Genomic DNA, 25,586 nt, shown 5'->3' on the forward strand with positions numbered 1-25,586 from the left:
TAAAGAGCCCATTATGGACTCATTAGTGATTAATTTTATCACACTAATGTTACATTTCCACGAAATAAACTGTATAGAATGTCACCGTAAAATAAATTTAAGTAAAGTGATGTTGTCTTTGATTTCACTTGATGAATTATTCCCAACGCTTAGCTGAATCATAGTCACTTTGGCGAGCATCAACCCATCTATCTTGGTTAGCTGATAGCCCCTCTTTTTTCCAAAAAGGTGCGCGCGTTTTTAAAAAATCCATAATAAATTCTGCGGATTCAAAAGCACTATGGCGATGTGCGCTGGTCACACCAACAAACACGATCTCTTCACCAATATTTAATTGGCCAACACGGTGGATGACGCTGACTCTTTGTAAAGGCCAACGCGCGCGTGCTTGCTCAACAATGTCATTTAACGCCTTTTCTGTCATACCAGGATAATGCTCTAGAGTTAGCGTATTAACTTCATCACCTAAATTATGATTACGCACTTTTCCTGTAAAAGTGACGACCGCACCATCACTTTCACACTCTGACAACCATTGATATTCATCACCAACATTAAAATGTTCGTTTTGGACTGATATACGGGTCAATGTACTCATCTTAGCCCCCTGTTACAGGTGGGAAAAAAGCCACTTCATCACCGTCTTTAATAGCATAAGTGCCTTGAACAAAGGATTGATTTACCGCGGATAACAATTTGCCATCTTCAAGCGCTAATGCCCAACGATCGCCTTTGTTAATTAAAGCACGGCGTAAATCATCCACTGTTGGATAATCATTTTGTAATTCCAGTGAATCAACACCCACTAATTCACGCACTTGGGCGAAAAAAAGAACCTTAATCATGCATCCACCTTAAAGTGTCCCGATTTACCACCGGTTTTTTCTAATAAACGCACAGATCCTATGACCATATCTTTTTGTACTGCTTTGCACATATCATAGATAGTCAATGCGGCCACTGATGCGGCAGTGAGTGCTTCCATTTCAACACCCGTTTTACCCGTTAAGCGACACACTGATTCAATACGCACACGATTTGAGTCTGTAAGGGCTTCTAAATGGACTTCAACTTTGGTTAACAGCAATGGGTGACATAAAGGAATTAATTCCCATGTTCTTTTGGCTGCTTGAATACCCGCAATACGTGCGGTAGCAAAGACATCTCCCTTATGGTGTCGACCTTCGGTTATCATTGCTAAGGTTTCTGCTGACATTTCAACAAAGGCTTCTGCTCGCGCTTCACGTACGGTTTCAGCTTTGGCGCTAACATCCACCATATGCGCTTCACCGGCAGCATTAATATGAGTTAGTTGAGACATGCACAACTCCTGAAATTAACTAAATAACAGAGCGAAAAAACTTATCCACCAATCACAGAAAGATTAGGGGTAATACCACTATCGCCCTGATGAAGAAAATGTGTTTCTCTTTTATGAAGAAGTCCACCCTGAATACGCTGTTGTAGAGCTTGTTGTTGTGCATCATCAGCCAATAAATCGCGTAAAGGAATACCATTTTCGCCAAATAAGCAAAGATGAAGATTACCAATCGCAGAAACGCGTAAACGGTTACAGGTGACACAAAAGTCTTTTTCATAAGGCATGATAAGACCAATTTCACCTTGATAATCAGGATGAGTAAAGACTTGAGCTGGCCCATCACTACGGGCGCGAGGAATTTGTAGCCAACCTTCGTTAAGTAAACGTTGGCGGATCACTTCACCAGATAAATGAAAGCGATTAAAAACATCACTACCATCACCAGTTTCCATTAGTTCAATAAAGCGTAGTTGTATCGGTCTGTCTTTGATCCAATGGAGAAAATCAGGCAAGTTTTTATCATTTACGTTGCGCATTAGCACAACATTGACTTTCACTTTGTCATAACCTGCCGTAAAAGCAGCGTCTATTCCTTCCATCACTTGATGGAATTTATCTTGCCCGGTAATGGCATGAAATTGGCGGGGATCTAAGCTATCAACACTGACATTTATCGCACTTAGCCCCGCATCACGCCATTGTGCAACATCACGGGCTAAACGATAGCCGTTTGTTGTCACAGCAATCTTTTTAATGGCTGGGTTTTCATTAATAGTCGCGATAATATCAGTAAAATCTCGACGCATCGTAGGCTCACCACCCGTTAAACGGATTTTTTCTGTGCCTAATTCAGCAAAAGAGTGAGTCAGTCGGCGGATTTCATCCAGTGATAGAAAGGACTTATGACCATTTGGCTTGTAGCCATTAGGTAAACAATAAGTGCAACGGAAATTACACACGTCTGTGATTGATAGACGTAAATAGAAAAATTTGCGGGAAAACGCATCAACAAGTTGTTGCATAATAACACCTTTCCAAATTCGGGAGATGCGGGCATTTCTACCGTGCACCCTGGTGACTTAGTTAGTCACGGCCAGAACATCATATCCTTTGGATAAAGCTTGTTGACTTAGATGTTAAGGCTAGGAGTTAATCTTTACCTGTTTTTAACAGGTTCTTATACCAATATTTTATGTGTGGATTTTACCTGTTTATTTAATAAAAAGCGAATATTGTTTTCGTTATATAATTTATAATACAACGACTTACAACACTTTTTTTATTTTTATTCTATTTACACTCCCCTTACTCTTCCCTTTTATTTGTCTAAATAACCAGCAATCGATACTCATTCAAGATTAAGAATGTGATGAAATCACGCCGTGATCATAGGCTTAAATTATAATTGTGATAAATTAGCGGCAAATTTTTAAAAGTGAGTAAGACAATTATGCGAAATCGCACGCTAAGTGATTTAGATCGTGTTGTAGCCCTTGGTGGAGGTCATGGCCTTGGACGTGTGCTTTCAGCACTCTCCTATTTAGGAACTCGCCTTACGGGGATTGTCACAACAACAGATAATGGTGGCTCCACGGGACGTATTCGTAAAGACGAAGGCGGTATCGCGTGGGGAGATATGCGCAATTGTATTAATCAATTAATCACAGAGCCTTCCGTTGCTTCTGCGATGTTTGAATACCGTTTCTCAGGCACAGGAGAGCTTGCTGGACACAACTTAGGTAATCTTATGCTAAAGGCCTTAGATAACTTAAGCGTTCGTCCATTAGAAGCAATTAATCTTATCCGCGGTCTACTTAGAGTCAATGCTCATCTTATTCCTATGTCAGAACAAGCGGTTGATTTAATGGCCATTGATGATGAAGGAAATGAAATCTATGGCGAGGTCAATGTAGATAATTTACCGAGGATGCCTCGTCAATTAAAACTCTATCCAGACGTCACCACCACACGAGAAGCCATTGAAGCCATTGAGCAAGCTGATTTAATTTTAATTGGCCCGGGCAGTTTTTTTACCAGTTTGATGCCTTTATTGTTGCTACCTGATTTAGCTAAAGCATTACGTCGTAGCAGTGCCACTACTATTTATATTGGTAATTTAGGTAAAGAGCTTAGCCCTGCGGCTGCAAGTATGACGATGTCAGATAAAATCGCCATGATGGAAACCTATATTGGCTTACAAACTATTGATGCTGTGATTATTAGTCCAGAAACACAATATGAATCAATGAAAGGACGATTAATTATTCAAGCGCAATTAGAGGCGAAAGATATTCCTTACCGTCATGATAGGCACCTATTAAGTAAAGCTATTGAATTAACACTTCAGCAATTAGGTCAACGTAATACCGCTTGTACAGCGAGTTAATCGTTATACCAATCAAAAAACCGCACTAAAATCATTATCTATCTCAGTGCGGTTAATTAGTCTTTATTAGATTATTTTCTTACTTTAACTGTGTAATTTTGTTTTACAAATAGACAATTAGCTATTAAGTGTTTTTAAAGTAATGCGTTCGCTGATCATTTCTTCTATCTCAGCCAGTGTCATAGGCACATCATTTTTCATAAAACCTAATCCAGCTACGGCTCGTGTAAAAGACATTAAATCTAATGGAGGTAGCTCCATTACCCAGTTTTCTTCTGTCGCTAAGGTATTTTCTGCTTTGAGTATATTTTGTACGACATCGGAAAATGTTTGATGTGATGATGCCCAATTTTGATCACCACTTGCCCATAACCAACGAGTAGCAATAAAGTTTTGCCACATATCTTCCCAACCATCATAAATACGACGTAGCATTGATGCACTCATTAATGACCATGTTTGTGCTTCTTGCTGAGTAATATAACCTTGTTGGCAGCCTTCTAAGCAAAGCTTGTTAAAACGACAAAGATCCCAAATAAGATATTTTACATTTTGGATATTCATTCGATTGGTGTTCATCATATCGATTTGCCATAAACGTTCATTTTTATCATTTTCAGTTAAATCAGATAATAAAATATCGTTTTTTAATGATTGAATATCTTCTTCTTTGCCATTCAAAATCTGGTCACGTAACTGGTAAAAGTCATTGGTATGACCTTGAGTCAGCAACCAAAATAATTGGTAGATTAAATCCCACCGATCATTAACTCCCCAAGCCGCTGATAGCCCACCATCATCTTTACCTTGATTATATTCGTTATACGCCCATTCATTCATGACAGCATAAGGGGCTGCAACATATAATCCCCATTCTTTGGGTAATAACTGATTTACTGGGCTTTCTGTTGCTGGAGACGATAAAACGGGCTCAGGCTCTGTTGTTGCTGGCATTGTAGCAGTGGGTAATTTATTGTCTTGCAATGCAAATCGTAACCACTTAAAAAGTATCACGAGGAAAAAACCACCAATAATGACTCCTACAGAGCTTGGAAACCCTGCATACACATAACCACTCATTCACTATCCTTAATGTCTTTTTTATCTTTGTAAATCATTGACTGTTTGTTAGTTGTAATATTTAAACAGTTGATTGCCAGGAAGGGAATAACAAAATAGATAATAATTGACAAAGAGAGAACAAAAAAAGAGCGCTATAAAAGCTATAACGCCCTTTGTAAGCCTATCTACTTACATTTTCTTATTAAGAATTAGCAATAAATTGCGCACGCAAAGTTTGTAATTTATCCCGTGTTTGAGCCGCTTTTTCAAATTCAAGATCTTTAGCATGTTGATACATTTCAGTTTCTAAGCGCTGAATTTCTTTTTCTAATTCAGCCGTAGAAAGTAATGGATAATCTTCATGAGTATCAACCGCTTTATGTCCTTTCTTATTACGGCCTTGAGTCGGTTGACCAATCTTAAGAATATCACCAATTTTCTTATTTAAGCCTTTTGGCACAATGCCATGTTCAAGGTTAAATTGTTGCTGTTTTTCCCGACGACGTTCTGTCTCACCAATGGCTTTCGCCATAGAATCTGTTATTTTATCGCCATATAAAATAGCTTTACCTTCAAGGTTACGAGCAGCACGACCAATCGTCTGAATAAGCGAACGTTCTGAACGTAAGAATCCCTCTTTATCTGCATCTAAAATCGCCACAAGAGAGACTTCTGGCATATCTAACCCTTCACGAAGTAAGTTTATCCCCACCAGCACATCAAATTCACCTAGACGTAAATCTCGGATAATTTCAACCCGCTCGACGGTATCAATATCTGAGTGCAAATAACGTACCCGTTCACCATGCTCTTCAAGATATTCGGTCAGATCCTCCGCCATACGTTTTGTTAATGTTGTCACTAATACACGTTCATTTTTAGCTGCTCGTATACGTATTTCTGATAATAAATCATCAACCTGTGTGGCAACAGGGCGAACTTCAACCACCGGATCAAGTAAGCCTGTAGGTCTAACCACTTGTTCTACAATGTCATTACCCGATTTTTCTAGCTCATATTTACCCGGTGTTGCTGAGACATAAATGGTTTGTGGTGCTAATGCTTCAAACTCTTCAAAACGCAATGGACGGTTATCCAATGCAGAAGGCAACCGGAAGCCATATTCCACTAACGTCTCTTTACGTGAGCGGTCGCCTTTATACATGCCGCCAATTTGCGGAATAGTAACGTGTGATTCGTCAATCACTAATAACCCATCAGCAGGCAAATAATCAAATAGCGTTGGTGGTGGCTCACCAGGCCCACGGCCAGAAAGATAGCGGGAATAGTTTTCAATACCTGAGCAATACCCCAATTCATTCATCATTTCTAAATCAAATTGAGTGCGCTGGGTAACTCGCTGCTCTTCAACCAATTTATCATTGGCTAATAGCACCTTACGTCTTTCAGCTAGCTCCTGTTTGATTTTTTCCATCGCATCCAGAATACGCTCGCGCGGCGTAACATAGTGGGTTTTAGGATAGACGGTGAAACGTGGCACATTGTAATGAATTTGCCCTGTGAGAGGATCAAATAGCGATAAACGCTCAACCTCTTCATCAAATAATTCAACACGTAAAGCGTAGTCATCAGATTCAGCCGGAAAGATATCGATCACTTCACCACGGACTCGGAAAGTACCGCGCTGAAAAGCCTGATCATTGCGGGTATATTGCAAATCAGCAAGTCGGCGTAAAATCGCACGTTGGTCAATAATCATGCCATTGCTTAAATGTAGCATCATTTTTAAATAGCTATCCGGATCACCCAAACCATAAATAGCTGAAACTGAAGAGACCACAATAACGTCTTTACGCTCTAAGAGTGCCTTTGTAGCCGATAGACGCATTTGTTCGATATGTTCGTTAACAGAGGCGTCTTTTTCAATAAAGGTATCGGAGCTTGGCACATAGGCTTCAGGTTGATAGTAGTCATAATAAGAGACAAAGTATTCCACCGCATTTTCAGGGAAAAACTCTTTCATTTCACTATAAAGCTGTGCAGCTAACGTTTTGTTTGGCGCTAATACCATAGTAGGACGATTTAGGTTAGCTATCACATTGGCAATAGTGAAGGTTTTACCTGATCCGGTTACCCCTAATAAGGTTTGGTGAGCAAGTCCATCTTCTAACCCTTCACATAATGAAGCGATAGCAGTAGGTTGATCACCACCGGGTTTAAATTCTGAATGCAGTTTAAAAACTTTGCTCATATTCTTATCTCCTCGCAGACACTCCTTATGATACTGGATAAAAATCCAGCTTCAATCTCTATCTTACAAAAAATAATCTGAATAACGGATTTAAGTTATCCCCAGATTTTAATCAAAAAGTTTTTTAAAAAATCAACCCCTTATTTTAGGGATAAATCACTGAGAGTAAGTTGACGCTTTCGCACTATTGATTTTATTTAACTTATTAATAATAAACAATAAAAAATAAAAGTTGAGAATAACACCAATCTTTAGCAATGCCTTGTATTCTCTATATTTGGCGTATTTTTATTATGGTAATACACAAGGTTATCCACAGGAATAGTGGATAACTGAACAAAGTGCTTATACCACGGTAGGTTACAGCTTTTTTTCTTATTAAAAATAACCCTAATATTTAGCAAAAAAATAATTTTTTTATTTTTTTATACATGAAAATAAGCTGTTAAAATTGACTCAATGATGATGTATCAATGTGATTTGAGATAAGAGAGATCAAGATAAGAGGTAAAATTATGTTGTTTAACGTCTTGTGTTAAATAAGGAATTTTACCTAAAAGTGGTGCTTTAATATGCGCCATTAAAGTAGCTAAATACTGCTGTTGATACCGCCCGGCAGGCTCTACTTCATTTGCTACCCAGCCCGCTAAAGTCAACCCTGATTGCCAAATAGCTTGTTGCGTTAATAATGCATGATTAATACAACCTAATTTAATACCCACCGTTAAAATAACCGGTAATTTTTCTTCAATCACCCAATCTGCAAAGAATTGGTTTGCTGATAGTGGCGTAAACCATCCCCCAGCACCTTCAACTAATACCCAATCTGCGCGTTGTTGCAGATAAGATAACCCCTTCGACATAACCTGAAAATCAATAGGTTGTTTTGTCTCTTCACTCACAATATGAGGTGATGTGGGGGTTTCAAAGCAATAGGGATTCACTTGCTGATAAGCCAAAGGGACGCTACTAAACTGTTGCAACGTTAATGCATCACTATTACGTAAACCTTCAGGTAACCATTCGCTACCAGATGCGACAGGTTTATAACCCGCCGTTTGATATCCTTGTTGTGTAGCACATTGTAATAATGCACTACTTACGACGGTTTTACCGACTTCGGTATCTGTTCCTGTTAAAAACCATGTTTTAGCCATGAGAAATCTTTCCTATAACGAGTTCATAAGTAAGTAAATATTTACCAGAGTCTGTTTTGCGCCAAACTTGCTCTAATTGACGCAGTTTTTGGCGTGTCATTAATCCTTTTGGCCGTTCTCCTTGCACAAAATTCGCGCCTACCCCTTTTAATGAGGTAAAAAGCTCAGGCAATGATGCATATTGTTCTGTCACCTTTTCAGTCACAAATTGATATTGAAAACCACTACAGGCTTGTTCAATCTGTTGGTAAGAGAGGAACGGGTTAACATGTTGGTGGTTATCAAGAAACTGCCAAGCGTCTCGTACCTCTTGTAACGTTGATGTTGCTAACGTAGAAAAATAGAGCGCCCCTTGTGGATTGACGACACTCATTAAGCTATTTACCGCAATGGCAAGATCATCACACCACTGCATAGCTAAATTGCTAAAAACGATATCTATGCTGTGGGGGGTGAGCGCACAGTGCTCAATATCACTTTGTAAATAACAATTAGCCCGTTGTTGTTGTCTCGCCACTTGTAACATGGCATGAGATAAATCAAGTGCGATAACAAACCGCCCTTGTTGTCGCCATTTTTGACTGAAATACCCAGTGCCACACCCCGCATCTAGCACCCTATCCCCAGCTTGGTGGCGAGCTAAATACATCAATTTATCACCACTATAACGTTGAATAGAGGCATGATGATCATAATGGCTAGCCGCTTTACTAAAACACTGGGCTATCTGCTGTTTATCTGTTTTGATTGAAGAAACCATGAAGAAGCTCGATTAACATCGCAATGTCGGAAATTTGGTGACGAGTCGTTAAAGTAATGCGTAAACGTGCGCTGTGAGGGGGTACAGTCGGTGGAAAGATCGCTTTTACCCAGAAACCTTCACGTTGTAAATAGTCTGAAAGTTGTTGACAGCGTAGTTCATCACCAATAATTAACGGTTGAATGGCTGTTTGTGAAGGTAATAATGTGACTGGAAGTGATGAGACACCTTGACGGAAAAAGCTAATAAGTTGTTGAAGATATTCTCGTCCTTCATCATCTTGTTTAATAACTTTTAACGCTGCATGTAAAGCAACGGCTTGTGCGGGGGGCATTGAGGTACTGTAAATTAAGTGACGTGAATATTGTTCGAAAAACTCAGCAGTCGCCTTATTACACAGTACAGCCGCACCACTAATGCCAAAGGCTTTACCAAAAGTCGCTATTAATAACTCAGGTTTAATCCCTGCTTCATGGCAACTCCCTTTACCTTCTTTACCTAACACGCCAATACCATGCGCATCATCAACCATTAACCACGCCTGATGCTGTTGACTTATTTCTGCCATAGCCGCTAATGGCGCTTTATCACCATCCATGCTAAAAACCCCTTCTGTCACGACTAAGCTTTTATTCGCAGAGGTTTTATGAAGTCGCTGAGATAGAGATGGCGCAGAATTATGCAAAAAGCGCCATAAACTCGCCGGTGATAAGATAGCCGCTTCCATTAATGAAGCATGACAAAGTTTATCGGCAATGATGGCATCTTCTTTTTCAAGTAATGTCGCAATAACACCTTGATTAGCACCATAACCTGAAGAAAATAATAGCGCATGATCGTACCCTAACCAGTCAGCGAGTTGTTGCTCTAACTGCTGATGGGCCTGTGTAAAACCGGTAATATGACCCGATCCCCCACTCCCTACACCATATTCATTCGCACCACGTTGCCATGCTTGAATAACATCAGGATGTTGGCTTATCCCTAAATAATCGTTACCAGAAAAATTAACATATTTATCACCAGACAGTGTGGTTAAATAGCGTCCATTGCTATGCTGGATCACCTGTCTTTTTCGCCATAATGGCGTATTTCTACGCTCATTAAGTCGCTTATCTAGATAGTTTTGCCAACTCATTACAGTGCCGCGTTATAAAATTGTTCGGTGTCTTTTTCAGCAACAGCTTGTAGCAACACGTCTTCTTGTTGCTGATCGCCCATTGAGACAGATAATCTTTCAGGATTTAAACCAAGCTTACGGAATAATTGGTGATCTTTATCTTCAGTGGGATTCGTGGTCGTTAATAATTTGCAACCATAAAAAATGGAGTTTGCGCCAGCCATAAAACAGAATGCTTGCGTTTGTTCACTCATTTGTTCACGCCCTGCTGAAAGTCGCACATAAGAGCGAGGCATCATAATACGAGCAACAGCAATAGTCCGAATAAAATCAAAGGGATCGACATCTTCATTATCAGCCAGTGGCGTACCTTTAATTTTGGCTAACATATTGATAGGTACACTTTCCGGCGGTTGCGGTAAGTTAGCTAATTGCACTAACATAGCGGCTCTATCTTTGACCTCTTCCCCTAAACCTAAAATGCCTCCAGAGCACACTTTAATGCCAGCATTACGTACTTTATCTAAGGTATCTAAACGGTCTTGATATGTCCGGGTGGTAATAATGCTACCGTAAAAATCAGGTGATGTATCAAGATTATGGTTATAAAAATCCAGTCCGGCTTGTGCTAAGCGTGAGGCTTGTGAATCATCAAGCTTACCCAATGTCATACAGGTTTCCATACCTAGCGCTTTCACTTCTTTGACCATCTGCTCAAGATAAGGCATATCACGCTCATGTGGATTACGCCAAGCCGCGCCCATACAAAAACGGGTTGAACCTGCTGCTTTTGCTTTTTTGGCTGATTCAATCACTTGTTGTACTTCCATTAAGCGCTCTTTTTCTAACCCTGTTTTATAGCGCGCACTTTGGGCACAATATTTACAATCTTCAGGACAAGCGCCTGTTTTTATCGACAGTAAGGTGCTGACTTGAATTTGTGAAGGATCAAAATGTTGACGATGCACTTGTTGCGCTTGAAAAACCAAATCTAAAAATGGCATATCAAACAGTGCCCTAGCTTCTTTTAATGTCCAACGTTTTAACGTACTCACAATACATTCTCCTGTTCAAAAGTGATTGCCAGTTTAAATAATAGGGTTATCATGTCAACTAAAATTGATCACGCTAGGTTTACATGATTAACTGGAAAGTAAAATGACACCCGATGATATTGCTTTTGATTTACGCCATATTTGGCACCCTTATACCTCGATGAGTAACCCATTACCGGCTTATCCAATCGTAAGTGCAAAAGGGGTTGAACTCACTTTAGCGAATGGCAAACAATTAATTGATGGTATGTCTTCATGGTGGGCTGCGATCCACGGCTATAACCACCCTGAACTCAATACGGCGGTAACAGAACAACTAGCAGCAATGTCCCATGTGATGTTTGGCGGTATCACCCATCCCCCAGCGGTTGCTCTATGTCGAAAACTATTGGCTATCACTCCCGCACCACTAGAGTGTATTTTCCTCGCTGATTCAGGCTCTGTAGCGGTTGAAGTGGCGATAAAAATGGCATTGCAATATTGGCAGGCAAAAGGTGAAAAACGCCAGCGCATTGTGGCATTAAAACGCGGTTATCATGGTGATACTTTTGGCGCGATGTCGGTGTGTGATCCTGACAATTCGATGCATAGTCTCTACAAAGGCTACCTGCCGAATCATCTGTTTGTCGAAGCGCCAAAAACCGGATTTTATCAACCGTGGGACGTTACTGATATAGACGCTTTACGCACCACATTAGCGCAACATCATCAACATATTGCCGCTGTGATGCTAGAGCCAATCGTCCAAGGGGCTGGTGGTATGCGCATATACCACCCAGAGTATTTAACACAAGCTCGAGCGTTATGTGATGAATTTAATGTGTTATTAATTGCCGATGAAATCGCCACTGGATTTGGCAGAACCGGTAAATTATTTGCTTGTGAACACGCGGGGATCTCCCCCGATATTATGTGTGTAGGTAAAGCATTAACAGGTGGTTATATGACGCTATCCGCCACGTTAACTACACGCCATATTGCCGATACTATCAGCCAAGGTGATGCAGGTTGCTTTATGCATGGCCCTACCTATATGGGGAATCCTCTTGCCTGTGCGGTAGCGAATGCTAGTTTATCACTATTAGAGCAAGGTCACTGGGTTAATCAAGTCGCCCAAATTGAAGATCAACTTAAAACCGAATTGTTACCCTTAAAGCAAGCAAAAAGCGTTAAAGATGTGCGGGTACTTGGTGCTATTGGTGTCGTAGAAATGGTTGAGCCAGTCAATATGGCTAAACTACAGAAATACTTTGTCGATGAAGGGGTTTGGATACGACCTTTTGGTCAACTGATTTATATTATGCCTCCTTATATTATATCACCTGAAAAGCTCACTAAACTCACTCAAGCAATTGAGAAAGCGGTTAATCTTACCAATTAATTATTTTGTTTTAATATCTCTAGCGGCATCATCTACCGCTAGAGAGCAAGCAATACTTATTTGGTGACTACAGTGACCCACATCGCCCCTTTTCCGACTGGGTAACAAGCTAATTCCGTTAATGCGCCGGTTTGCCTATCAATACGAGAAACAGAGACAAAATCAGATTTCTGACCGCAAGAGATGAGATAATTTCCTGTATTATCAAGATTAAAACCGCGTGGTTGTGTCTGTGTTGTATAATGACCTACAGGTTGTAGATGATCCCCTGCTTCTGAAACTGCCATTACACTCATCAAGCTTTCCGAACGTTCACTGGCATAGAGGAAACGACCGTCTGGGGTAATATGGATATCAGCGGCCCAACGTGTGCTATTGAAAGTTTCTGGCACAATATCGATGGTTTGCATTAAACGATAAAGATCACCCATACGGCGATAAACATTGATTGTTGCATCTAATTCATTAAGGCAATAAAACACTTCGCCATTAGGATTGAACGCTAAATGACGCGGCCCTGCATTTATTGCTGTGGTTAACTCTTCGCTACGCGCTTCACTTAAATGTCCCTCTTCTGAAAGATTAAATAGACGAATATGATCTTCACCTAAACAGGGAACAATAAGCTGCTTGTTATGCCAATCAATATTAGAAGAGTGTGGTTTATTTAATCCTTCAATAAGTTGTATCGGCGCTTGAGCAATACCTTGTTGATTAATCGGCAATACCGCTAAGTTACCTTGGTGATAAGAAGGAACAAACAAAAAACGTTCTGTTTTATCCAAGCACAGATGAACTGGTGCACTTGGAATTGCCGTTATTGCTTTTTGTTCTAACTGGCCATCAGGTGCGATTTCAAAGGTCACCACACTAAAATGAGGACGAATGCCAACATAAAGATGTTTTCCATCTGCACTAGCCACCATAGGTTGAACTTGTCCTGCAACCTCAACAACCTGCAGTAGATGCATCTCTCCCGCGCTATTTAATGTATACGCATGGATTTGATGACTCTCTGGACTTGCTACGTAGACTACCTGTTTCATCCTTTCTCCTTAAAATCGATTACCTATTGATTTATAAAGAATAATAACTTAACCAACTGATACCTGTCACGATTAAGCTAGTTTATCTTTGCTAGGTTAACGTGTAACATCAGCATCATTGCATCTTTATACTATCAAGGGGCTTATTATGTCGTACCGCGTTATTGCACTGGATCTTGATGGCACATTGCTTGATGACCAAAAACGTATCCTACCGGGATCTTTAACTGCTCTTAATCTTGCCAGAAAAGCGGGCGTTAAAGTACTCATTGTAACAGGTCGTCACCATGTTGCTATTCATCCATTCTATCAAGCGCTAGATCTTGATACACCCGCTATCTGTTGTAATGGTACTTATCTTTACGACTACCTCGGTAAAAAAGTGCTTGAATCTGATCCTTTAACCCCCGAAGAAACACGCGCGGTACTCGACTTGGTTAAACAAACCGATGTGCATCATTTAGTCTATGCAGATGATGCAATGATGTATGATCAACTTACCGCTGCCGTACAACGTACACTTAATTGGGCTGATACTCTTCCTCTGGCACAACGCCCTAATTTAGTCAAAGTAGATGATTTTTACCAAGCAATGCATCATGTTGATTCTATCTGGAAAATAGCGACCACAACCCCCAATCACGATGAGTTACGTGCTTTAATCGAACAAGTAGAACAACAAGTCGGCTTAGAGTGTGAATGGTCTTGGGTCGATCAAGTTGATATCGCCAAGAAAGGTAATAGCAAAGGTCGCCGTTTACAGCGTTGGGTTGAAGCCAATGGCATGAAGATGAGTGATGTTATGGCGTTTGGTGATAACTTCAATGACTTAAGTATGTTAGAGCACGTTGGTTTAGGTGTTGCTATGGGTAACGCATCAGATGAGGTCAAAGCACGCGCTAAACTGGTGACTAAAAATAATAATCAGCCCGGTATTGCAGAGACTATTCATAAATATATTTTGTCTTAACTACTTGCTATTCAAACAACAAAGCCTCATCTATGACGAGGCTTTATTTTTATAAATCAATAAATTAAAGATGGCGATTTAGTGAAATACTTTTTATTTGCGCATAAAGCCACTGCCCTTCTTGAATATTGAGTTCATCTCTCGCCCAAGGGGTGATTCGCGCCCATAAATAATTGCCATCATTAACCAGTTTCACATCTACCTGATCATCATGTTTGATCATTTCGACCACTTTCATATGTAATATATTACGGATACTACTATTTGATGGGCGAGTGGTAGTTAACGATACATCTGAAGCATCAATACGAACGCGCACATCGCGACCTATTTTTGCCTCTATTTGTGGCAACCACAGTACTTGATTACCAAAGGCGGTCGCCGTCATCGCATAATGGCTATGATGTTCAACGACCATAACATTTGCAACACTGCTTAACGTCTCTTTTTGTAACCAAGGGCGTAATGCACTACTGGCCCAAACATCTTCTAACTTACCCATTGCCTTAATTTTTCCGGCATCCATAACAATCACATTATCAGCAAGTCGAATAATCTCATCTAGACTATGGCTCACATACAAAATAGGTATTTGTACATCTTGTGAAAGTTTTTCTAAATAGGGTAATAATTCACGCTTGCGGGGTAAATCAAGAGAGGCCAATGGTTCATCCATTAGCATAATATCGGGTGCAGTTAATAATGCACGTCCAATAGCCACACGTTGTTTTTCACCACCAGATAGCGTAATAGGAAAACGCGAAAGTAGATGTTCGATACCTAATAGGTAAATAATTCTATCAAACTGTACTTTCATTGTTGGTGACATACCGTAAAGTAAATTTCCTTTTACGGTATAATGAGGAAATAGTCGTGCATCTTGAAATACATAGCCTACTTTGCGCTTTTCGGGTGGCAGATAAATTTTCTTCTCAATATCCACCAATGTGTGATTATTTAACACAATATGTCCTGAATCAGGTTTGGTTAAACCACCAATCACATTAATGAGCGACGTTTTACCTGCGCCAGATAAGCCAAATACCGCCGTGATACTTTCTGTTGGTAATTGAGTATTCACTTCCAGACACAAAGAGCCCAGTGTCTGTTTAAAATTCATCTCTAGCATACGCCCCCCAATCTTTTACGCCCCCAACGAGTTAGCCACTCTGAAGCCATTAAAGAGACGAGCGCCAAAATAATTGCAATGACACATAAACGGGCGGCATCCATTTCTGCCCCCGGTGTTTCAATTAACGTATACATAGCCAAAGGGATCGTTCTGGTTTCCCCTGGAATATTGGAGACGAAAGTGATTGTGGCGCCAAATTCACCTAATGAGCGAGCAAAGGCCAATACGATCCCCGCAATAATGCCGGGCATAGATAATGGTAACGTTATAGTAAAAAAGACACGTAATGGTGATGCGCCTAATGTTCTTGCCGCTTGTTCCATACGTTGGTCGACAGCTTCTAGTGCTAGTCTAATTGCTCTTACCATCAGTGGAAATGCCACAACAGCTGAGGCAAGTGCCGCCCCTCGCCAACTGAAGGTAAAACTAAATCCAAACCAATTATATAGCCATTCACCAATAAATCCGCGTCTCCCCATGCTAATTAATAATAGATAACCAACAACAACGGGAGGTAAAACTAAAGGTAAATGAATAATGCTATCAAGCAATGATTTACCGGGAAAACGAACCCTAACTAATAGCCAAGCCATCAATATACCAAAAGGAAGACTAATTATTACTGCAATTGTCGATACCTTAAGGCTTAAAAGAATCGCTTGCCATTCGTATTCACTTAACATCTCCAAAAGTATAATTCCTAAAGTGGGCTAAAGCCGTATTTCTTAAATATTTCTGCGGCTTGAGGTGTTTTTAGATAGTCATAAAAATCACGAACAGCTTTATTATCCTGTCCTTTTACAACTGCCATTGGATACTCAACAGGTTTGTGACTATCAGTTGGGAATACCCCAACCACTTTCACTTTGTCACTGGCAACAGCATCAGAGCCATAGACAATACCTAATGGTGCTTCATCTCGTTCAACTAATGCCATGCCGCTGCGAACATTATTAGTGCGTGCCATTTCCGGACTCACCACATCCCATGCACCTAAATATTCTAATGACTCTTTAGCATAGATACCAACAGGTACATGATCTGGATCACCCACAGCTAATTTTCCACCATTAAGTAAGGATTTCCATTTAGTATCCTTATTAATAACAACATTGTTTAATTTGCTATCTTTAGGAGCAATTAACACTAAGTCGTTACCTAATAATGTATGTCGTGAATCAGTCACCATTAAATTCTTATTAATAACATAATCCATCCACTGCTGATCGGCAGAAATAAATAGATTTGCAGGTGCTCCTTGCTCAATTTGGCGAGCAAGTGTTGAAGAGGATGCATAAGAAGCAACGACATCCGCTTGTTTTTCCTGTTTATATTGTGCCGAAATTTCATTAAGCGCATTAGTGAGAGAAGCCGCCGCAAATACCGTTATTTTTTCCGATGCCATGCTTTGGCTCACTAAAGCAAAAGAGATAATCGCACCAGCCAGTAACTTACCTGATAATTTTTTCATGTTGAGTTCCACTTAAATAGGACAATAACCACGCTGTATATATCAAGATATAACGTAAAATGAAAGGATAAGTTGATTAAAATTGGTTATATATCAATAAATATAGCGATAAATAGGGAGACAAAAATGGCGATAGCAATGGAGATAGAAATTCAGTCAACAACGCTACAACTTGAAGTTAAATAGCTAACAGCTAAATACTCTAAATAATTCAAGGTATAGGGAGACAAAAGTAGAAATAGCAATGGAGATAGAAATTCAGTCAACAACGCGACAACTTGAAGTTAAATAGATAAAAGATAAATACTCTAAATAATTCAAGGTGTAGCTAGGCGACAAGTGAATGAGTCGCTAGGAGCATACATCAGTATGTGACTAGTGCAAATAAACGCAGTCAATACCGCGATAGCTTGAAGTTAAATAGCTAAAAGATAAATACTCTAAATAATTCAAGGAATACGGAGACAAAAGTAGAGATAGCAATGGAGATAGAAATTCAGTCAATACCGCGACAACTTGAAGTTAAATAGATAAAAGATAAATACTCTAAATAATTCAAGGTGTAGCTAGGCGACAAGTGAATGAGTCGCTAGGAGCATACATCAGTATGTGACTAGTGCGAATGAACGCAGTCAACAACGCTACAACTTGAAGTATGACGAGTATTTGAGGAGTATTTTAGGAGTATTAAAAACAGCCCTTCACAATAAAGGGCTGTTCTAAATAGAGGGGTAATTATGCTTTTTTATCAGCCTTTGACTGACTAGGTGAAATTAAGTTAAAAATCTCGCCTAAACCATAAATAATGCCCATGATAAGTACCATCACAACAGGTACCATCAAGAGAGCGAACCCTAAACTTTTCAATAATTCAAACATGATAACCTCTTTATCATGGTATATTCGGAAAGCCAGAGTTGGCATTTCTTCACGAATAACGAATAATAACGCTATAGTTGTATCTATTCTAGAGAATTATCGTTTTGTGTCGGCACAAAAAATGCGATAAACAGACAAACCAGAAGAAGCCTATCATTATGCAAGCAGAAATATTACTGACACTGAAACTTCAAGATAAGCTCTTTGCTGATCCACGCCGTGTTGCGCTGTTAAAACAAATTAAAGCAACAGGCTCAATTAGCCAAGGGGCGAAAATGGCGGGCATTAGTTATAAAAGTGCTTGGGACGCCATCAATGAAATGAATCAACTGGCTGACGAACTCCTGGTTGATAGAGCAACTGGCGGTAAAGGGGGTGGAGGCGCTACACTGACTCATTATTGTGAACGCTTACTACAACTTTATGATCTACTAGGACAAATTCAACAAAAAGCCTTTGATGTATTAAAAGACGATTCATTACCTTTAGACAGCCTTTTAGCGGCTATTTCACGTTTTTCGTTACAGACCAGTGCCAGAAACCAATTTTTTGGCACCATTATTGAACGCGATCACTTACAAGTACAACAACATGTTAATGTTCAGCTTGCTGATCAAAAAACGGTTATTCGCGCGGCGTTAACTGAAAAAAGCGCCGATCGTCTAAATCTTAAAGAAGGCAAAGAAGTACTCGTTTTAATTAAAGCGCCATGGGTCAATATAGAAAAAGGCGCCTCTGTAGCACAACAATATGACAATGCGCTATCAGGCACCCTAACCCAAATTGAAACGGGCAATGAAAATAGTGAATTAGTGGTAACGTTAGAAGGTGGACTAGAAGTGTGTGCGACTTGTTCTAACCAGCATGTTACACAACAAAAGCTACATATTAATGATACCGTAACAGCGTTATTTAATGCCGATCAGGTGATTATCGCCACATTATGTTAATTATTAGCATGATGGATTTTCAGTAAAAATAACACCATCACTTAATTGATATTTTAAAAATTATATTAAGTGATGGTTTTTCGACTAATACAACGTGTAAAAGCTTTTTTTATTGATGCAATTAATACTTTGCCAATACAATGGATTTTTAACGTTATAATTGTATTGTTATATATAATTTATTAATCTAATATTCCATCCATAAACTATCATTTAATTATCTCACTATTTGATAAAGCAATAATCTCTTTCATATAACGATGATATTGTTTCCCCTTTTTCATAATAGCATAATCTTTAATTGATAAAATATCCGTATGGTTAATAGAATTATTTAACCTCGACACTTCAATAAAAATAACATCCTTGCTATTAATTAAGTAAGTATAAACATCCTCTAATTGTTCTATCATATGATATAAACAACATGCTGATTTCAATGATGGAAATACTTTTTTGAGGTACGGAATGATAATTTTATTTTCTGAATCCTTAAATTTTAAAAAAGCTTCATTTGTCATCACTTTATTTCCCCAGGGGTAGTAGTTATTAAATTTCCATTTTTATCTGTGAGCATAGTAATTATGTTAGTTGGCTGTTTACTAAATTTATCAATTCCTATATTTTTATCAAGCTGAATCACTCTTTCATACAAAATATCAATACTATTGGTGTTTTTATTATATGATTCTCTCGTTTTATTAATAGGAATCTTAATGACAGCAGGACTTAATAATATATCTTTAATTTCCTGTTCACTAAGCGTAAATTGGCTAGCATTTTGCGCTCCTGAAAAATGACGTTTTTGTACATGCAACCAACCTGATTCAACATCTCCCACTTTAATATTAATCCTAGATTGAACAATAGGATGTTCTAATTCATTTTTAAAAACTACGGTTTTGGCTCCATTAGATACTTTATATCCATTCGTAGTTACTCCTGAATATATTATAAACTCCCCGTTATTGATTATTTCAATAGCTTTTTTGTTGGTAGTTATTAATAATTTTTCTTGTTCTACTATCGGTTTTATAGCAGTTATATTTAATTTTCCTGAAGTCATTAAAGACTTTGAACTATTAGCTAACATGCTAGAGAAAGCTTTAGCACTTTCTTCTGAACTAGCTAATACTTTATAACCAGTACCAACGGTGACACCAGCGATTGCAGCTTCTGGAGCTGATATCCCAGCGATATTAATACCTAGCTGATTAGCACAATAAACCCAATTAGCTTTACATGTACTAAATGCAGCTTGCGTAATAGCAATAAGTTCTGGTGTTGCTGCAATAACAGTGTGACCACCAATAATGCTCGCACTTCCTCCTAAACCAAGAGCAATCGCAATCATCCCTGCATTTTGTCGATTTACAACTCTTTCTGCTGCTGCAACATCACCTTTTGACGCTGCAATTATGTCCTTATTATTTTCTAGTGCTAGCTTTGAAAGCATATGTTCGCTGTAATTATGTCGATAAACTAACTCCGCAGAATTAGCCGCAGAAAATACGCCCTCAGGCTTACGAGTCACAATAGCGCCTGTCAGTGCACCAATTAATTTAGTGAGCTGTGTTTTTCCTTCATTGCCATGTAGTGCCTCTTGAATTAATGCAACTTGTCTGTCAGTTTCATTTAAATAACTAGGCTCAAATAATTTACTTTGTAGCGATATTGCCGCTATTTCTGCTGCCAAGGCGCCGGCTACTGCACCTGTTACACTGCCTCCTGCAATTTCAGCACTCACTCCTGCAACAACAGAATGGCTTAAAACCTTTCCTGCATGCCCTAATATCGCACCGTTATCACCAATGAGATTGGCACCTTCAGCGTGAAATTGACTGCCGATATGGCTTAATAGCGCAGTTTTAAAATTATCAATAAAACTGCCACCTTGAATGGCTGTGCCCAGTGTAGAACTCACTACTGACTGTGAGGCAACGCGTTGAGCAACTTGAGTCCATGTGGCATTATCCGTCGCAAGCAACTTGCCTGTTGTCGGTAATGTTCCCCCCTGTATTGCTTGATCCCAACCCATAAATTGGTCAAGACCTTGCAAGGTGCCTGCAACGGCCATACTGGTGACAATGGATTTCACCGTATCACTGCGACTTAAGGCGCCAAATGTTTTAGAAATATTGCCTTGATTTTCGGCTAAAGAGACCGCAGCTTGCGAAACTAAAGAAGCAAAACCGGCTTGTGCCGCAACTGATGCCGTTGACGCAACCCCCGCAGAGGCTCCTGCAGCAATAGTTGCATTACTTGCCATTCCTCCTATTGAGGCAGCTGTTGCCGTACCATAAGTTGCAACCCCTACCGCTATGGCAATAACCGCACCAACAACTGGATTTAACTGCTGGGTTTTATCATCCCAACTGGAATAAGTGTCTTTCACTAAATTCCAATTAATATTTTCTTGACGTTGGAGCGCATTAAGCCAAGCATATTCTGGTGTGTTACTTAAGGCAGTTAATGCCTGCTCTAAAGATTGCTCTTTTTTGGCTTTAATATCTGCAGATATGCCTTTTGGCGCATCGATAGTCAGCTTTCCGCCAATATAGAGTTCAGGTAATAGCCATGTTCCCTTGGTGTATCCCTGATTACGTTGAGTGATATATATATCTTTTGAACGAGTAATAACTTGTTTAAAAGCAGTATCTTTCACCGCTTTAAAATTAATGCCTCCTGTTTTACTGGTTAATTTGGCATTCTTTGCTGTCTCTAATTTGCTTGCTTCTAAAGTGATATCATCTTTAGCTATTAAATTAATATCGTCATTAGCAATAAACTCGGTAACTTTATTCGTTGTGTTATTAAATGTTTTGGTATATTTCTTTTTAGTCGCACACAGTGTCCACCAATTACATTTTTTCTTTTCTTCTTCATAGTAACTGGATTCTTCCATTGCCTGTGCATAAAGAAATCCACCTTTAGCAGCAATATCCATCTTTTTATTAGCAGCCAATTGAGAGGCCTGAAATAAAATACTGCCCTCAGATAATAGTGTTAGATGATTACCGCTATTAATTTCAGTACTGACTTGTTTACGAAGTTCTTCTAACTCTGAGTCCGACTCTTTACGAAAATGTGTTCTTACTGATCCCAATTGGATATTGCCACCACTGGAAATAGCAATATCCCCCTCTGATTTAAGTGAACTTCCTTCTGTTGTGAGTGAGCCTGATGATGCAATAGAAATACCTTTATTTCCCATAATGGATGTGGTGGCATATTGAATGTCTTGCGCATCTTCGTGGGGATCTTTGATGGCGGAATAAGCATTTGCACCCAGTTTTATATTTCTACCCGCTAATACAATAACTTTATCTTTTGAATTTAATACTGTTGAACTTAAATCAATATCACGCGCGGCATTTAAAATAAGGTTATTATCTGAAAATAATTTAGATTGTAGTTGGGGGTAATGAATATCACTGAAAAAAGGAGCTGCTTCTTTTATTAATTTGGAGGCAAGAAAAATATCTTGTCCTGCATTAAAAGTTATTTCTTTGTTACTATAATATTTTATTCCCTGACTAACAATATCTTTATCAGCCATCAAGCTTATATTATTCTTACTTTTCCAAAGCCCCATATTAAATAAAAACGCTGAAATATATTGTTCATCTCTAAAATTTGGCATTAGGTTGAAAAATAAAGACTCATCGCGTTTTATTTTAATATTCTCTAATGCTGATAAACTTTTTTCATTTGATTCATTAATTATTACATTTGAAATGTAAATGTTTTTACCTGAATAAAAGTCTATTTTTTCAGACACATCAATAAATGGTGCCTTAATGCTATTCAGAGTATAAGAGGCTATAGGGCTAAATGAATAATTAATATCTCCATTCTTAGTTATGATGGAAAAATGCTTTGCCGTTACATCTATATTTTCAGAATTAACATTATCAATTGCTGTTAAATTTATAATATCACCAGATAATAAATTTGAATTACTTATATTTATATTTTTATTAGCAATAACAGATAAAGAGTTACTTGATTTTAAATTTAATGAGATATTTAAATTATTAGCATTTAATAGTATATTTTTAGCTAATATAGTACTTTCAAAATCAGATATTCTTCTATACTTTTTAATTTCTTTTTCTAAAAATGGAAATTTACGTTCTAACGCTATACTATCTTTAAAATCTAAAACTAAATTATTACCTGCTTTTATCATATATTCAGAAGCACTATCTACAATAAATTCATAATGACTTCCAGTTTTAGTAAAGGGAATAAAATGAACTATTTTTTGAAATTTAGTTTCATCAATATTATATTTATTTACATCATCTCGATAAAAAATATGAGCATTATCATGAGAATAAAGATCCCATTTATTAAGGTGTCCAAACCGATAATAGTATACTTTTGCATTGTTTCCCGTTGCGATAAGATCATTAGTTGCAAAAATATCAGATTGGGTATTAAAAAACTCGTTAGATTGTATATATAAATTTTTACCAGAATAAATAACACTAGGAACATACTTTTTATTCTTTTCAAATAATGAGCGTTCTACATTAACACCTCCATTATTTTTTAAATCTAATATATCAAACCACTTTTTATCAGAGAGTTCTTTTAATTCAGCAAGTAAAATAATTATAAGGAAATTATTCGTAGGACTATTGTAAGGATGAAGAAAATGAGTACCTATATTTATAGACGATGTAGAATCAGGCTCTTGCTTTATTTCTTTAAATAAAGGAGTAATAGATTCATTAACCAATTTCTTGGTTCTAATAATCAAATCACCCTTTTCTGTTTTTATGGTGGCTGATTGATTTTCAATTAAACTACTTGGTTCACCCTGTGCATTTTTTTGTATCCATAAATTATCTTTTGCTTGAATAAGCGCTTTTTCACCTTTATTAGTGAATTTATCTACGAATAAACGCATATCCTTTTCTGCGATAATATCACTATGATTCGTTAGCGTATTAGTTGCTAATGTAATATCTCTTTGCGCTTTTAAGCTGGCATTACTATTCATTTGTAGCGCTTTGCTACTAACATTAATATCTTGCTCAGATTGAATATTGCCATTAAAGGTAATTTTGCCATCAACTGTTAAATTGATACTATTTTGTTTTGTTTGAATATCAGTTAAATTAACACCGACCCCCTTTTCTGTGCTAACTAAGCGTATTTGATTGGCATACATTCCACCCAATGCTTTTGTATCAATAGCGACGGTCGGTTTTACACCTTCTCCATTAATGCTATTTACTGTCCCTTTGCCGAAATCAATATGGTTATTCCCTTGCATTAAAGAGAGATTTTTAGCATTTATCTTTCCATTTATTTCAATACTACGACTAATAATATCGGCATAATTTTGCAAATCGGCATTCATACCTTGCTTACCAATAACAATACTGCCTTTTTTTACTTCTAGTGCCGAATAGGTACCTTGAGGGCTAAATTGAGGCTTTCCCGTCGTGAGAGTAATTGATGGAGTATTAATAAATGAGCAACCATCACAACTAATTCCATTAGGATTAGCAATTAAAACATCCGCTTGTTGTCCTGCAACTTCTAATTTACCTAATAACTGTGAACGACTATTACCGACAACTTCATTAATAATTAAATTAGCCGTATTACCTTTTAAATTTTTATTAGCAGATATTTTTTTTGCTAATTGACTATTAGCATCAACTTGCGAATTATTAAGTACTGCCCCCTGTTTATTAACATTAAAGACATTAAATCTATTATGAGAAACACCACTGTCATTAGGTGTTGCAATATTAATAATAGGAATATTATTTTGCTGGTTTATTGTTATCGTTTTATCAGATGAAGTAATGACAGAGCCCCAAGCAGGATGCAATGGGTAAATAGCGGTTAAATAAATAACACAATAGCTTATTAAACGCTGTTTTCGCGAAATATCCTTTTTATGCATAAAAAATTCCTTATTTAAAGAGCAAAAGAAATTGACCAAGATAAAGACCATTGGTTAGCATTTGACCACTTTGGATAAATGAATGGTTTGTTTATCAATAGTTGTGAAGAAAAAGGGGAACGATAAAATGAAAGCCCCATAGCGCCAGCTAATAAAGACTGCTGCTTTGTTTCATATTGATCAGAATAGATAACGCCATAATCAACAGCCGTAATAAAACGCCATTGACCTAAAAATGAATTTATCCATGGTGTATTAATTTCATTACGCCAATAAAGTCCTCTATTGGCACTAAGCTTATTTTGTTTAGTACCACGAACCGCATTTAATCCATCTATGGTTATTTTTTCCACACTATAAAGATTATCAGATGTATATTGACCATAAAAAGACGTAATATAGGAGACAGAGTAAGGAAATAAATATTGATAATGTATATTTAGACTCAATTTTCTATAGTGGCTTCGGGGTGAGTTTTCAGCAATATAATCAGGTGATGCCCCAAAAAAAGACAACCCAATTTCTGCTGATGGATTAATAGATAAATAACCTGATGTCAGATTAAAATGATATTGAGGGGCTAATGATAATGATGTTAATGTTGGGCTATTGATTAATATCGGCTGTTTGGCTAATTCCGTTCTTACTTTTTTATGCTTTAATATGCCTTTTAATATTATCTTCTTCTTACTATCCCGATAAAGTAAACGACTAATATCAACTTGCTGATTAGTATTTATACTTTTATAGATATA

The 25,586-nt window shown here is 38.1% G+C and carries 22 protein-coding genes and 1 riboswitch; of the genes, 4 read left to right on the plus strand and 18 right to left on the minus strand.

The annotated features are described in order from the left end of the window. Positions 1 to 136: 136 nt before the first annotated feature. From moaE to moaA, 4 genes are all read right to left on the minus strand, one after another. Complete coding sequence (gene moaE / locus AACU98_RS11155; protein ID WP_004244476.1) at positions 137 to 598, minus strand: molybdopterin synthase catalytic subunit MoaE; 462 nt, start codon at positions 596 to 598, stop codon at positions 137 to 139. A gap of 1 nt (position 599) precedes the next feature. Next, the gene (gene moaD / locus AACU98_RS11160) at positions 600 to 845 is read right to left on the minus strand and encodes a molybdopterin synthase sulfur carrier subunit (protein WP_004244475.1); all 246 of its coding nucleotides are present in this window, start codon (positions 843 to 845) and stop codon (positions 600 to 602) included. Then, positions 842 to 1,321 (minus strand): cyclic pyranopterin monophosphate synthase MoaC, encoded by a 480-nt coding sequence (gene moaC / locus AACU98_RS11165; protein ID WP_004247569.1) that lies wholly within the window; start codon positions 1,319 to 1,321, stop codon positions 842 to 844. The genes moaD and moaC overlap by 4 nt, the downstream gene beginning before the upstream one ends. A 41-nt stretch (positions 1,322 to 1,362) precedes the next feature. Beyond that, on the minus strand, positions 1,363 to 2,343 hold the full coding sequence (gene moaA / locus AACU98_RS11170) for a GTP 3',8-cyclase MoaA (protein WP_004244473.1): 981 nt from the start codon (positions 2,341 to 2,343) through the stop codon (positions 1,363 to 1,365). Continuing rightward, positions 2,333 to 2,482: riboswitch (molybdenum cofactor riboswitch) on the minus strand. It overlaps the preceding gene by 11 nt. A gap of 289 nt (positions 2,483 to 2,771) precedes the next feature. On the opposite strand from moaA, the gene AACU98_RS11175 reads away from it, so the two are divergent. Beyond that, entirely contained in the window at positions 2,772 to 3,707 is a 936-nt protein-coding gene (locus AACU98_RS11175; RefSeq protein ID WP_017628464.1) for a gluconeogenesis factor YvcK family protein, read from the plus strand. A gap of 117 nt (positions 3,708 to 3,824) precedes the next feature. On the opposite strand, the gene AACU98_RS11180 is transcribed toward AACU98_RS11175, so the two are convergent. The 6 genes from AACU98_RS11180 to bioB form a co-directional block, all read right to left on the minus strand. After that, positions 3,825 to 4,787 carry a DUF1266 domain-containing protein gene (locus AACU98_RS11180; protein WP_004244470.1) on the minus strand — a complete coding sequence of 321 codons (963 nt, stop codon included), beginning with the start codon at positions 4,785 to 4,787 and terminating at the stop codon, positions 3,825 to 3,827. Between the two features lie 184 nt (positions 4,788 to 4,971). Continuing rightward, on the minus strand, positions 4,972 to 6,981 hold the full coding sequence (gene uvrB / locus AACU98_RS11185; RefSeq protein WP_004247566.1) for an excinuclease ABC subunit UvrB: 2,010 nt from the start codon (positions 6,979 to 6,981) through the stop codon (positions 4,972 to 4,974). A 470-nt stretch (positions 6,982 to 7,451) separates the two neighbouring features. Further along, the gene (gene bioD, locus AACU98_RS11190; RefSeq protein WP_004244465.1) at positions 7,452 to 8,138 is read right to left on the minus strand and encodes a dethiobiotin synthase; all 687 of its coding nucleotides are present in this window, start codon (positions 8,136 to 8,138) and stop codon (positions 7,452 to 7,454) included. Then, positions 8,131 to 8,898 (minus strand): malonyl-ACP O-methyltransferase BioC, encoded by a 768-nt coding sequence (gene bioC / locus AACU98_RS11195; RefSeq protein WP_017628466.1) that lies wholly within the window; start codon positions 8,896 to 8,898, stop codon positions 8,131 to 8,133. The genes bioD and bioC overlap by 8 nt, the downstream gene beginning before the upstream one ends. Further along, positions 8,873 to 10,036: an 8-amino-7-oxononanoate synthase gene (gene bioF / locus AACU98_RS11200; protein WP_087740856.1), complete on the minus strand. Its 1,164-nt coding sequence runs from the start codon at positions 10,034 to 10,036 to the stop codon at positions 8,873 to 8,875. The genes bioC and bioF overlap by 26 nt, the downstream gene beginning before the upstream one ends. Beyond that, complete coding sequence (bioB, locus tag AACU98_RS11205) at positions 10,036 to 11,073, minus strand: biotin synthase BioB (RefSeq protein ID WP_036894479.1); 1,038 nt, start codon at positions 11,071 to 11,073, stop codon at positions 10,036 to 10,038. Before bioB ends, bioF begins: the two co-directional genes overlap by 1 nt. Before the next feature lie 103 nt (positions 11,074 to 11,176). On the opposite strand from bioB, the gene bioA reads away from it, so the two are divergent. Then, positions 11,177 to 12,454, plus strand: a complete 1,278-nt coding sequence (gene bioA, locus AACU98_RS11210; protein ID WP_049198756.1) for an adenosylmethionine--8-amino-7-oxononanoate transaminase — start codon at positions 11,177 to 11,179, stop codon at positions 12,452 to 12,454. A 56-nt stretch (positions 12,455 to 12,510) separates the two neighbouring features. Here the strand turns inward: bioA and pgl are convergent, their stop codons facing one another. After that, the gene (gene pgl, locus AACU98_RS11215; protein ID WP_036919993.1) at positions 12,511 to 13,500 is read right to left on the minus strand and encodes a 6-phosphogluconolactonase; all 990 of its coding nucleotides are present in this window, start codon (positions 13,498 to 13,500) and stop codon (positions 12,511 to 12,513) included. 148 nt (positions 13,501 to 13,648) lie between these two features. On the opposite strand from pgl, the gene AACU98_RS11220 reads away from it, so the two are divergent. Then, on the plus strand, positions 13,649 to 14,470 hold the full coding sequence (locus tag AACU98_RS11220; protein WP_012367674.1) for a pyridoxal phosphatase: 822 nt from the start codon (positions 13,649 to 13,651) through the stop codon (positions 14,468 to 14,470). Positions 14,471 to 14,534: 64 nt separating this feature from the next. Here AACU98_RS11220 and modC read toward each other — a convergent pair whose 3' ends face one another. The 4 genes from modC to AACU98_RS11240 form a co-directional block, all read right to left on the minus strand. After that, entirely contained in the window at positions 14,535 to 15,599 is a 1,065-nt protein-coding gene (modC, locus tag AACU98_RS11225) for a molybdenum ABC transporter ATP-binding protein ModC (protein WP_161735901.1), read from the minus strand. After that, on the minus strand, positions 15,593 to 16,285 hold the full coding sequence (gene modB, locus AACU98_RS11230; protein ID WP_004244453.1) for a molybdate ABC transporter permease subunit: 693 nt from the start codon (positions 16,283 to 16,285) through the stop codon (positions 15,593 to 15,595). Before modB ends, modC begins: the two co-directional genes overlap by 7 nt. Positions 16,286 to 16,302: 17 nt before the next feature. Next, positions 16,303 to 17,073, minus strand: a complete 771-nt coding sequence (gene modA, locus AACU98_RS11235; RefSeq protein ID WP_004244452.1) for a molybdate ABC transporter substrate-binding protein — start codon at positions 17,071 to 17,073, stop codon at positions 16,303 to 16,305. Between the two features lie 735 nt (positions 17,074 to 17,808). After that, positions 17,809 to 17,952 carry an AcrZ family multidrug efflux pump-associated protein gene (locus tag AACU98_RS11240; protein WP_004247559.1) on the minus strand — a complete coding sequence of 48 codons (144 nt, stop codon included), beginning with the start codon at positions 17,950 to 17,952 and terminating at the stop codon, positions 17,809 to 17,811. A gap of 158 nt (positions 17,953 to 18,110) precedes the next feature. Here AACU98_RS11240 and modE point away from each other — a divergent pair, with 158 nt between their 5' ends. Continuing rightward, the gene (gene modE / locus AACU98_RS11245; RefSeq protein ID WP_004244449.1) at positions 18,111 to 18,902 is read left to right on the plus strand and encodes a molybdenum-dependent transcriptional regulator; all 792 of its coding nucleotides are present in this window, start codon (positions 18,111 to 18,113) and stop codon (positions 18,900 to 18,902) included. A gap of 209 nt (positions 18,903 to 19,111) precedes the next feature. Here modE and AACU98_RS11250 read toward each other — a convergent pair whose 3' ends face one another. From AACU98_RS11250 to AACU98_RS11260, 3 genes are all read right to left on the minus strand, one after another. After that, positions 19,112 to 19,423 carry a hypothetical protein gene (locus AACU98_RS11250; protein ID WP_004244448.1) on the minus strand — a complete coding sequence of 104 codons (312 nt, stop codon included), beginning with the start codon at positions 19,421 to 19,423 and terminating at the stop codon, positions 19,112 to 19,114. Next, positions 19,423 to 24,831, minus strand: a complete 5,409-nt coding sequence (locus tag AACU98_RS11255) for a two-partner secretion domain-containing protein (RefSeq protein WP_161735903.1) — start codon at positions 24,829 to 24,831, stop codon at positions 19,423 to 19,425. Before AACU98_RS11255 ends, AACU98_RS11250 begins: the two co-directional genes overlap by 1 nt. Before the next feature lie 14 nt (positions 24,832 to 24,845). Further along, on the minus strand, positions 24,846 to 25,586 hold a 741-nt coding region (locus AACU98_RS11260; RefSeq protein WP_161735905.1), incomplete at its 5' end, for a ShlB/FhaC/HecB family hemolysin secretion/activation protein.

Origin of the sequence: Proteus sp. G4380 (assembly GCF_963885725.1) — a bacterium.
In the GTDB taxonomy this organism is placed as follows: domain Bacteria; phylum Pseudomonadota; class Gammaproteobacteria; order Enterobacterales; family Enterobacteriaceae; genus Proteus; species Proteus mirabilis.